At 37.3% G+C, this 11953-nt stretch carries 10 protein-coding genes and 1 riboswitch; of the genes, 9 read left to right on the forward strand and 1 reads right to left on the reverse strand.

Features of this window, described 5'->3' with window-relative positions; genetic code table 11:
• The first annotated feature begins 2 nt into the window (after positions 1–2).
• Both EHC72_RS11145 and EHC72_RS11150 read left to right on the forward strand, forming a co-directional pair.
• Positions 3–1427, forward strand: coding sequence for a SusD/RagB family nutrient-binding outer membrane lipoprotein (locus EHC72_RS11145; protein WP_131537774.1), 1425 nt, complete (start codon positions 3–5; stop codon positions 1425–1427).
• A gap of 111 nt (positions 1428–1538) precedes the next feature.
• Entirely contained in the window at positions 1539–1781 is a 243-nt protein-coding gene (locus EHC72_RS11150; protein ID WP_131537775.1) for a hypothetical protein, read from the forward strand.
• Between the two features lie 795 nt (positions 1782–2576).
• On the opposite strand, the gene EHC72_RS11155 is transcribed toward EHC72_RS11150, so the two are convergent.
• Positions 2577–3848 (reverse strand): nucleoside recognition domain-containing protein, encoded by a 1272-nt coding sequence (locus EHC72_RS11155; RefSeq protein WP_131537776.1) that lies wholly within the window; start codon positions 3846–3848, stop codon positions 2577–2579.
• A 349-nt stretch (positions 3849–4197) separates the two neighbouring features.
• A riboswitch (TPP riboswitch) is annotated at positions 4198–4288 on the forward strand.
• Positions 4289–4340: 52 nt separating this feature from the next.
• Between EHC72_RS11155 and thiS the strand changes: the two genes are divergently transcribed.
• From thiS to EHC72_RS11195, 7 genes are all read left to right on the forward strand, one after another.
• Positions 4341–4544, forward strand: a complete 204-nt coding sequence (gene thiS / locus EHC72_RS11160; RefSeq protein ID WP_131537777.1) for a sulfur carrier protein ThiS — start codon at positions 4341–4343, stop codon at positions 4542–4544.
• A gap of 89 nt (positions 4545–4633) precedes the next feature.
• A complete protein-coding gene (thiC, locus tag EHC72_RS11165; protein WP_131537778.1) occupies positions 4634–6469 on the forward strand; it encodes a phosphomethylpyrimidine synthase ThiC in 1836 nt (611 codons plus the stop codon).
• A 104-nt stretch (positions 6470–6573) separates the two neighbouring features.
• On the forward strand, positions 6574–7212 hold the full coding sequence (locus EHC72_RS11170; RefSeq protein ID WP_165585810.1) for a thiamine phosphate synthase: 639 nt from the start codon (positions 6574–6576) through the stop codon (positions 7210–7212).
• Positions 7203–7859 (forward strand): thiamine phosphate synthase, encoded by a 657-nt coding sequence (locus EHC72_RS11175; protein ID WP_131537780.1) that lies wholly within the window; start codon positions 7203–7205, stop codon positions 7857–7859. Before EHC72_RS11170 ends, EHC72_RS11175 begins: the two co-directional genes overlap by 10 nt.
• Positions 7834–8610, forward strand: coding sequence for a thiazole synthase (locus EHC72_RS11180; RefSeq protein WP_131537781.1), 777 nt, complete (start codon positions 7834–7836; stop codon positions 8608–8610). The genes EHC72_RS11175 and EHC72_RS11180 overlap by 26 nt, the downstream gene beginning before the upstream one ends.
• Entirely contained in the window at positions 8600–9712 is a 1113-nt protein-coding gene (thiH, locus tag EHC72_RS11185; RefSeq protein ID WP_131537782.1) for a 2-iminoacetate synthase ThiH, read from the forward strand. Before EHC72_RS11180 ends, thiH begins: the two co-directional genes overlap by 11 nt.
• Positions 9713–10434: 722 nt before the next feature.
• A complete protein-coding gene (locus EHC72_RS11195) occupies positions 10435–11148 on the forward strand; it encodes a HesA/MoeB/ThiF family protein (RefSeq protein ID WP_131537783.1) in 714 nt (237 codons plus the stop codon).
• Positions 11149–11953 lie beyond the last annotated feature (805 nt).

The raw sequence follows: 11953 nt of genomic DNA on the forward strand, positions 1-11953 counted from the left end.
ATATGAAAATCACATATAAAAATATATACATCGCTTTTTTAACACTTGCAGTACTAAGTAGCTGTAAAAAGTTTGATGATTCTGTAACAATAGATCCAAATAACCCAACCAAAGCGGGTACACAGCTTATTGCCAATGCAGAATTATCTTTGCCAGGCCTAAGTTCTTCACCTTATGGCGTGCATTACCCTCAATATTTATCCAATACTTCCTTTACAGATAATAGTAGGTACGTATCGGTTAACTTTAACTTTTATTCGCTCTATAATGGTCCATTAATGAATTTGGAAACCGTAATTAACAGTAAAACGTTAGATGCGAATGAAGGACCTGTAGTAAACCAAATTGCCGTTGCTAAAATTTTAAAAGCCTATTTCTATTGGCACATGACGGATAGATGGGGGGATCTTCCATACAGTGATGCGCTAAGTGGAAGCAGCAATTTTACACCCAAGTATGATAAACAACAAAGTATTTACAACAATTTGTTTACGTTATTGGATCAAGCAAATGCGGCAATTGTATCAGGCAACATTAAAAATGATATTATTTATAGTGGCGATGTAAACAAATGGAAAAGGTTAGGCAATACTATTCATGCACTAATGGCTTTAAGACTATCAAAAATTGATGCCACAAAAGGCAGCTTAGAATTTAATAAAGCTGTAGCTAACGGTATGATGATAGATAATGCCGATAATCTTACTTTTCAGCATTTAGCAAACGCCACCAATGAAAATTATTGGTACAACTCATTTACCGTGTTAGGCAGAAACTGGTTTGCAGTAAGTAAACCAGTTGTAGATTATATGCAACCTTTAAACGATCCACGGTTGCCTGTTTATGCAAATAAAAATACCGCAGGCAATTATGTAGGCTTGGATTATGGCTTGCCAGGATCTGTTACGGTGGTAATAAATAATTACTCTTTATTAGGTTCTGGTTTAAGACAACAAAATTCTCCGGTTGCTTTGGTTACCTATGCTCAATCATTATTTGCAATGGCAGAGGCAGCAAAAATTACCTGGATAAATGGTGGCGATGCAGTGGCAAAAACCAATTATGATAAAGCGATAGAATATTCTATCCGCCAATGGAAAAATAACGATGTAACTGGTTTAGCCGCTTATATGGCAAATGCCGATGTAGCTTATGATGCAACAGATGCACTTAGAAAAATTGGTAATCAACGCTGGATTCATTTGTTTTTACACGGATATGAAGGCTGGGCGGAATGGCGCAGAACGGGTTTCCCTAACTTTATTAGTCCCGCTCCAAATAATAACGGAGCCCCAATACCGAGGAGGGAAGGATATCCAACGCAAGAAAGATCTTTAAATGGAGCAAACTATACTGCCGCAGTTGCAGGTTTCCCTTACGGAGGAGCTGATGACTTAAACGCCAGAATTTGGTGGGATAAGCCCTAACGTAGTCAGTTTATTTTAAATAGAAAAACCCTGCTCATGCATTATGAACAGGGTTTTTTTATAAACTATAAACCTTTTAAAAAGGAAATTTTTAATCAGTGACACAGTTTATTGAACAGAGTCTTAAATGATGCTCCTCGTTGGTTAAATGATGCTCCTCGTTGGTTAAATGATGCTCCTCGTCGGGTAAATGATGCTCCTCGTTGGTTAAATGATGCTCCTCGTTGGTTAAATGATGCTCCTCGTTGGTTAAATGATGCTCCTCGTCGGTTAAATGATGCTCCTCGTTGGTTAAATGATGCTCCTCGTTGGTTAAATGATGCTCCTCGTCGGGTAAATGATGCTCCTCGTTAGTTAAATGATGCTCCTCGTTAAATAAAATAGACCAACAGCGGTATCCCGATTTTTTCTATCGGGATTTAGCAAAGGGCGGGGCTATATTAGCCAAACGCTACTGACAATGATTTCCTAAATCATTCCCTCGCTGCCGCAAGCGTCTCGCTTGTGTCCGTATGCAAAAGCCTGGGTATAATTATGGCTCATTAATTAAATATATTATAGCATGTTTACTACTTGACTACCACAAGCGAGACGCTTGCGGTAGCGGCAAAGGGCAGGGCTGCATTAGCCAAACCGAATTAACAATAAAAAGGGTTCTGTGAACCCTTAAATAAATAAAGCGATAAATGACCTTCAGAATTTGAAAATCCTGTTTTATCAATAGTACGAGATGCGCTGAAAAAGCTAACATCTCGAACAGCTTGTTATTTTAAGGCGGGTCGTCCTTGCGAGGCCGGGCTAGAGCGAGCCGAAGCAATCTTTCCTGTAAATGGTTGAAGAGAATAATTAAAAAGATTGCTTCGTTTTGATGAAAAATCAAAAACTCGCAATGACGACTTTTTCTCTTAACTTAATAGCATTGGCCGCAAGCGTCTCGCTTGTGTCTGTATGCTAAAGCCTGGGTATAATTATGGCTCATTAATTAAATATATTATAGCATGTTTACTACCTGAGTACCATAAGCGAGACGCTTGCGGTAGCGGCGGATTACACCAACCATAAGTATAAATTACTTAGCGTTTCTTTGCGAAAAACTTAGCGTACTTAGCGGTTAAACCTAAATCAAAACTCACAAAGCCTCAACCAACACTAACCAAAAAATAAATAGCAAAGCCCAATTGCAGTACAAACACCAACTAAATCGGCAAGTAACATTGATCCAATTGCATACCTTGTGTTTTTAACACTTACTGAACCAAAGTATACGGCAATCACATAAAAGGTAGTATCAGATGCACCTTGAAATATTCCAGAAAGGCGACTGGCGAAAGAATCAGCACCATAAGTTTCCATAGTGCTTACCATCATGCCGCGGGCGGCACCACCACTTAATGGTCTGATTAATGCAGTTGGTAAACCTTCAACAAACCTTGTATCAGCACCCAAATAAGCGAAAAACGTTTTTATCCCACTTATAACTACATCAAAAGTTCCACTGGTACGCAACATGCTAATGGCAACCAACATCCCCACCAGGTAAGGGATAATTTTTATTGCGGTATCAAAGCCATTTTTTGCACCCTCGATAAAGGCATCAAAAACATCAATTTTTTTGTAAAGAGCTCCAATAATAATTAAAAGAAAAACCAATAAAATTAATCCATTACTCAATACACCCGAAAATGATTTTATGCCATCAGCATTAAGTGAAGTGATGTACAAAACCAAAGCAGCAATAATTATAGATAAGCCCAAAATCCAACCGATTACAACAGGCTGTAATAAGTTTATTTTCTGTTTAAAGGAAACAATAAGCATGGCGGCAATAGTGCCAACGAAGGTTACAATTAAGCAAGGAATAAAAATATCAGTTGGGTTGCTTGCATTTTGCGATGCCCGAATGGCTATTACACTTACAGGTATAAGATTTAAGCCAGCAGCATGTAAACAAAGAAACATAATTTGCGAATTGGAAGCCGTGTCCTTATTCGGATTTAGCTCCTGCAAACTCTCCATAGCTTTTAAACCAAAAGGAGTTGCGGCATTATCCAAACCCAGTAAATTGGCAGAGAAATTCATAATCATGTGCCCCATAGAAGGGTGACCTTTAGGAATTTCGGGAAAAAGCTTAGAGAAAAATGGACCAACAATACGTGATAATAAACGAATACCGCCAGCTTTTTCTGCAATGCTCATCAGGCCCATAAATAAAGCCAAAATACCAACCAACTTAAAACATAACTCTACAGATACCCAGCAGGTTTGTATAATGCCATCTAATTTTAAAGGATTAGCTGCATCATCCGCCTTACCAATTACCATCCAGTTAAAAAGATCAGTTTGCCCAAAGAAAAAACACTTAATACTGGCTACTACAATAGCAACAATAATAAATGCAGACCAAATTCTACTTAATGCCATTAGGATTGTTTAGTTATGTTGAGTTTGAACCCGCAAAATACCATTTTAAAATAAAAAATGAATGTTCGGTATTAAAATAAAAAGAGCATTTATACTTTGCCTTACTTTTTACAAAACAAAGCAATTATTTATTATCATAAATTGATAATTGTGGGCACACCTTTCTTGTAATTCTTTAATCGTTATACCACTTATTTAAAACTGTTTTATTATTTTTTTTATAGAAAATTAGCAGTTTTTACTTTCTTTCTTTAGTTTATGTAATGTTTTTATTTCGTTAAACTACAGGTAGTTATTTTTTTGATATTATTTATTTAAAAATGTAAGTCAAAATTTTCTATATGTTTGTAATCAACTTTAGGGGTGCCATATAGGCTGAGATTATACCCTACGAACCTGATGCAGTTAGTACTGCCGAAGGGAAAAGTAGAACATACTTCTGTGTGCGTTTTTGCGCCCATTCCTAAAGTTATATTTTAATTTTTATACGGAATGGAAATTACATTTAACAAGCAAAAACAGTCGGTTGAGGTTCAAACCTCAGTTCAAAGTTTACTTCAGGAAAAACTTGGCGATAAGCAAAATGGTATTGCTGTAGCCATTAACCAAAACATTGTACCCAAAAAGCAATGGGTTACACATGTGCTCCAACCAAACGATCAGGTTTTAGTGATTAAAGCCACTCAAGGCGGTTAAATTTTTCAATTAGCAAAATCTCAATACAGTTTGCATTGTGAATAAACCAATTATTCAATAACTATTGAACCCATTAACCAAAAATCAGCATGAAAAAGAATGAAAATACGCCAGCGCAAGATGTAATTTCTTGCACACCATTTACTGGCTCAAAGAAAGTTTATGTAAACGGTACTTTATTTCCTCAAATTAAGGTTGCCATGAGGGAGGTATCACTATCGGATACCAAACTTAGCAATGGTGGCAATGAGCAAAATGTTGCGGTAACCATTTACGATACCAGCGGCCCATATACCGACGAAAATATCACCACAGATATTAAAAAAGGTTTGCCACGATTGCGTGAACAATGGATTTTAGATCGAAATGATGTAGATCAGTTAAATGCCGTTTCATCTGCTTATGGGCAGGAGCGAAAGGAGGATAGCGATTTAGATCATCTTCGTTTTGAGCATGTTAAAAATCCCTTACGTGCTAAAACAGATAAAACAGTAACCCAACTGCATTATGCTAAAATGGGCATAATTACGCCAGAGATGGAATATATTGCCATTAGAGAAAATCAGCGAAATGCAGAAATAAATTTAGATTCAGTAATAAACCATCAACACCCAGGGCACAGCTTTGGGGCAAACACACCAAAAAACTACATCACAGCAGAATTTGTACGTAATGAAGTAGCTATGGGAAGGGCAATTATTCCAGCTAATATTAATCACCCAGAGTTGGAGCCTATGATTATTGGACGAAACTTTCTAGTTAAAATAAATGCCAATATTGGTAACTCTGCCATAAGTTCTTCTATTGAGGAAGAAGTAGAAAAGGCCGTTTGGGCTTGCAGATGGGGTGCAGATAACATTATGGATTTATCTACAGGCAAAAATATCCACGAAACCAGAGAATGGGTCATTCGTAATTCTCCAGTTCCTATTGGTACAGTTCCAATTTATCAGGCATTAGAAAAAGTAAATGGCAAAGCAGAAGATTTAACCTGGGAAATTTTTAAGGATACCATTATAGAGCAGGCAGAGCAAGGGGTAGATTATTTTACCATCCATGCAGGCGTATTGCTACGATACATTCCATTAACGGCAAAACGTTTAACAGGTATTGTATCTCGCGGAGGATCTATTATGGCTAAATGGTGCCTTGCGCATCATAAGGAAAATTTTCTTTATACACATTTTGATGAGCTTTGCCAGATTATGAAGCAGTATGATGTTTCATTTTCGCTGGGCGATGGCTTGCGTCCTGGCTGTATTGCTGATGCCAATGATGAAGCACAGTTTGCCGAATTAAAAACCCAGGGAGAACTAAACCGCATTGCCTGGAAACATGATGTGCAGGTAATGAACGAGGGACCAGGGCATATTCCAATGCATTTAATTAAAGAAAATATGGAGAAACAGCTTGAGTATTGTGCCGAAGCTCCGTTTTATACTTTAGGGCCACTTACTACGGATATTGCACCCGGTTACGACCACATTACATCTGCCATTGGCGCCGCGATGATTGGTTGGTATGGCACTGCCATGCTGTGCTACGTTACACCAAAAGAGCATTTGGGTTTGCCAAATAAAAAGGATGTTAAGGATGGCGTTATCACCTATAAAATTGCAGCGCATGCTGCTGATTTAGCAAAAGGACATCCAGGAGCACAATATAGAGATAATGCTTTAAGCAAAGCCCGCTTCGAATTTAGATGGGAAGATCAGTTTAATCTTTCCTTAGATCCTGATACCGCAAGAGAGTTTCATGATGAAACTTTACCTGCCGACGGTGCTAAAATTGCCCATTTCTGCTCTATGTGTGGTCCAAAATTTTGCTCAATGAAAATTACGCAGGAAATAAGAGATATGGCAGAACAAGGAATGCTGGAGCAGGCAACGCTTTTTACTGAAAAGGGAAGTGAAATTTATTTGTAAAAATGGTTGATTAAAGTGTAATTGAGTTTTGAATGATTGGTTGAGAAAATAATAAGCTGATGCAATTAAAACTCAATCATTCTCTAATTCAAAACTCAATCATTTTGTCATTCAATCATTCTCCAATTCATTCATTCAAAAGTATGTTAATTGTGTTATCCAGTCCTGTTTCAATTGCCAATGAAGCCCAGTATATAAACAGCTTGTTTAATACCGGTTTAGAGGTTTTTCATCTGCGGAAACCCGAAAGTAAGGCGGTAGAGGTGGAGTATTTGCTTAAAAATATTGAAGAGAAATATCACCCACAAATTGCCATCCATCAACATCATCATTTGGCTACGCACTTTGCTATTTCACGTTTGCATTATACAGAACTTTTAAGGAATGATACCAATGATAAAACACTAAACCAGTACGTAGAAAACGGTTTTATTCTGTCAACCTCAATTCATGATTTAAAAACGTACAAGGCTATAGGAAATCAGTTTAGTTACAGTTTTATAGGACCGCTGTTTAATTCAATTTCTAAAAAGGGCTACCATGCGAATGCTGATTTAGCATTTCAAAAGAATAAAGAAATTATAGGTAAAGCAAAATTGATAGCAATCGGTGGGATTGATGAAACTAATATAGCCACAATTAAGGGCTTAAATTATACCGGGGCGGCAATTCTTGGTGCCATTTGGAATAAACCTCCTCATGGTGTTTCTACATTTAAAAAAATACAAGCATTATGGATTTAGGTCATTATCATAAACTACAATACATTTCACAAGGTGAAACTATAGATGCGCAAATCAGCAACATTACCGCTGCGCTTGATGCCGGATGTAAGTGGATTCAGGTAAGATTTAAAAACGCATCGGAAGCACAAATTTTAGATCTGGCACTTACAATAAAGCCACTTTGTACAAACAGTGAAGCCATTTTAATTATTAACGATTATCCCGATGTGGCTAAAAAAATTGATGCAGATGGTGTGCATTTAGGTTTAGAAGATCTTGATGTTAAACAGGCAAGAGAAATTCTTGGACCAAATAAAATAATTGGAGGTACCGCAAATACATTTAGTCATGTACAACAACGCATAGCCCAAGGTTGTAATTACATTGGTTTAGGCCCACTCCGCTTTACGCCAACCAAGGTTAAACTTAGTCCTATTTTAGGATTTGAAGGTTATAAAACCATTGTTAATGAACTCGAAAAAATCAATGCCAACATTCCTTTATATGCCATTGGCGGCTTAACGTTGGATGATATTTCCATACTAACCGAGATTGGGATTTATGGCGTTGCGGTTTCAGGAATCATCACTCAGCATACAAACAAGCAACAATTAATTAAAGAATTTAATAAAGCTTTATATGAAAACGTTAACTATAGCAGATAAAACTTTCTCATCGAGATTATTTTTAGGAACAGGAAAGTTTGGCTCAGCTAAACAAATGGAAGAAGCTGTTTTAGCCTCAGGATCGCAATTGGTAACTGTTGCCCTTAAACGTATAGATTTGGAAACGGAAACTGATGATTTACTTCAACATCTGCAAAGTCCTATAATAAATTTATTGCCAAACACATCAGGCGTTCGCAATGCGAAGGAAGCTGTTTTTGCTGCTCAACTGGCTCGGGAGGCTTTAGAAACCAATTGGGTTAAGTTAGAAATTCATCCCGACCCACGGTATTTAATGCCCGATCCGATTGAAACCCTTAAAGCCACCGAAGAATTGGCTAAGCTGGGTTTTGTGGTACTACCATATATCCATGCCGATCCTGTTTTGTGTAAACGATTGGAAGATGCGGGTACAGCCGCAGTAATGCCTTTAGGATCGCCTATTGGGAGCAATAAAGGATTAAAAACCATCGATTTTCTTGAAATTATTATTGAGCAAAGCCGCGTTCCGGTTATTATTGATGCCGGTATAGGAGCACCTTCTGATGCTGCTTTAGCTATGGAACTAGGTGCAGATGCCGTTTTGGTAAATACCGCCATCGCCATTGCCGGAAATCCCATCCATATGGCAACAGCTTTTAAACTTGCAGTTGAAGCAGGCAGACTTGCTTACGAAAGCAAATTAGGAAAGAAAACGCAGTTTGGAATGGCTACAAGTCCTTTAACTCAATTTTTGGAAGATGAATTTTAAACAGTTATTTGATCAATTTAGTTGGGATGACGTAAAGGCATCTATACTAAATATAACCAGTAATGATGTTGAAACTGCTTTAGGCAAATCGAAAAGGAATCTGGAAGATTTTAAAGCTCTAATTTCGCCTGCGGCAAAGCCTTATTTGGAGCAAATGGCACAGCTAAGTCATCAAATTACCCAAAAGCGTTTCGGTAAAACCATACAAATGTTTGCGCCCATGTATTTAAGTAACGAGTGCAATAATATTTGTACTTATTGCGGTTTTAGTATGGAGCACGGTATTAAGCGGAAAACTTTATCAGGAGCCGAAATTCTGCAGGAAATTAATGTGATTAAAAAGCTAGGCTTCGATCATGTTCTACTAGTAACTGGTGAAGCAAACCATACGGTACATGTAGATTATTTTTTGGAAGCCTTAAAGGTTATCAAACCACATTTCTCCAATGTATCAATAGAAGTGCAACCTTTAGATCAGCCAGAGTATGAAGTTTTACAGCAGGCAGGAGTAAATGCTGTAATGGTTTATCAGGAAACTTATCATAAAGAAAAGTATAAGGATTATCATCCCAAGGGGAAAAAATCTAACTTTTATTATCGGTTGGATACGCCAGATCGTATTGGTAAAGCAAATATGCATAAAATTGGTTTGGGCGTATTATTGGGGCTTGAAGATTGGCGTACTGATTCTTTCTTCTGCGCACTACATTTAGATTATTTACAAAAAACCTATTGGAAAACTAAATATTCTGTCGCCTTTCCACGTATCAGGCCCGCCGAAGGTGTTGATATTTCCAACTACTCAATTTACGATAAAGAACTGGTACAGCTTATTTGTGCTTACAGACTGCTGAATGAGGAGGTTGAAATTTCAATTTCTACCCGTGAGACTGAAACTTTCAGAAATAACTTAATTAAACTGGGTACCACAACCATGAGTGCGGGCTCTAAAACAAACCCCGGTGGCTATTGCGCTGATGAACAATCGCTTGCTCAATTTGAAATTAGCGATGAAAGAAATCCTTATGAATTTGGAAAAGTAATTGCCGAAAAAGGTTATACCGCAGTTTGGAAGGATTGGGACAGGGTGTTTAATGAATGATTGAATTTTTGAAGGATAGATTTAGAGAATGATTGAATTTTTGAAGGATTGAAGGAGAGAATGATTGAATTTTTGAAGGATTGAGGGAGAGAATGATTGAATTTTTGAAGGATTGAGGGAGAGAATGATTGAATTTTTGAAGGATTGAGGGAGAGAATGATTGAATTTTTGAAGGATTGAGGGAGAGAATGATTGAATTTTTGAAGGATTAATTGAGAGAATGATTGAATTTTTGAAGGATTGATTGAGAGAATGATTGAATTTTTGAAGGATTGAAGGAGAGAATGATTGAATTTTTGAAGGATTAAAGGAGAGAATGATTGAATTTTTGAAGGATTAAAGGAGAGAATGATTGAGTTTTTGAAGGATTGATTGAGAGAATGATTGAATTTTTGAAGGATTGAAGGAGAGAATGATTGAATTTTTGAAGGATTGAAGGGAGAGAATGATTGAATTTTTGAAGGATTGAAGGGAGAGAATGATTGAATTTTTGAAGGATTAAAGGAGAGAATGATTGAATTTTTGAAGGATTGAAGGAGAAATGATTACAATGATTGATTGAGTTTTGAATTATTAAATGATTGACAATTTACATTCTATTATTCACTCATTCAGTCAATCTATCATTCAGTCATTCTATTATTCACTCATTCAGTCATTCAGTCATTCTATTACTCACTCATTCTATTATTCAATCCTTCTTTCATTCAAAATTATATGTTATGGAAAAGTTTAATAAAGAAGAACTACAAAGGTATAGCCGTCATTTTATGCTGGAAGATTTATGTGTAAATGGTCAGTTTAAGTTTAAAGAAGCAAAAGTGCTGGTGGTAGGAGCAGGAGGATTAGGCTGCCCGATTATTCAATATTTGGCATCTACTGGTATCGGCACTTTGGGTATAATTGACTTTGATACCATTGAAATTCATAATTTACACCGGCAAATATTATATGGAACGGCAGATGTTGGAAGGGCAAAAGTACAGGTTGCCGCAGAAAAAATTAAAGCATTTAATTTGCATGTAAACTGTGTACCGTACCAAACAAAACTAGATGAAAGCAACGCTGAACAAATTATTGAGCAGTTTGATTTGGTGATAGATGGATCTGATAATTTTGCTACACGATATTTGGTAAATGATGTTTGTATGGCCTTAAATAAGCCCCTGGTATATGGCAGCATTCTAAATTATGAAGCACAATTGGCTGTATTTAATTATAAAAATGGAAAAAATTTAAGAGATATTTATCCTGAATCACCGCATATTGATGATTCTCCTTCTTGCAGTTTAAATGGTGTATTAGGTGTTGTACCAGGTTTATTAGGTTTATATATGGTTAATGCAGCTCTTCAGGTTATACTAGGAACGTATAAACAAAACGGGCTATTAGTAATCGATTTTAAAGAATTTGATATTCTAAAATTGAATTTTTGAAGTGATCTTATCCTTTGTATTTAAACCCGATCTTAGTGAATGCCAGCGATTTTTTATCGTGGCAGCAACGGGAGCGGGGCTGGTGGTTGCGAAGTATTCCGTCCGGTCATTTCCAAATAACCTTTAAAACAATAATAAATTTTTGGAAAGCATGGTCTGTGGTTCTTATGGAAATTTGTCCCTGCTTTTCGCTGTATCCCGATAGAAAAAATCGCGGATGCCGCTGCAATCCGGTTTACTTTTGCGGTTGGTGCTATCATCAATCGCATATAATCACATCACAATACATTACGTACATCACATTTAGATGGTACGGTGATAACACCTAATTTTCCTTATCTGTGTGAATCAACATTTATCTGTGGTTAGTTTTTAAAGCATTATAGCGGTACAAAGGGAGAATCCAGTCGTCGGGAGCTCATCCGAGGCTCTGCTGGAGAGAATCTAGTCGTCGGGAGCTCATCCGAGGCTCTGCTGGAGAGAATCCAGTCGTCGGGAGCTCATCCGAGGCTCTGCTGGAGAGAATCCAGTCGTCGGGAGCTTATCTGAGGCTCGGATGGAGAGAATCCGGTCGTCGGGAAGGTTTTGTAGGGGTACAAAGGGCGAATCCGGTCGTCGGGAAGGTGTTGTATGGATACAATTTTGGGAACTATTAATCGCCGACATGTTGAACCTGTCAAAACGCACCATTACACCATATAAGAAATATAAGAACATTGAAGACACTCGTCCTCCGTTAACTGGCACTAAGAGTGGCGAAATATATGGTTAGCAACATTATATTAATGTTCATCTGTGGTTAATT

It is taken from the genome of Pedobacter nototheniae, from assembly GCF_004335085.1.
Taxonomy (GTDB): domain Bacteria; phylum Bacteroidota; class Bacteroidia; order Sphingobacteriales; family Sphingobacteriaceae; genus Pedobacter; species Pedobacter nototheniae.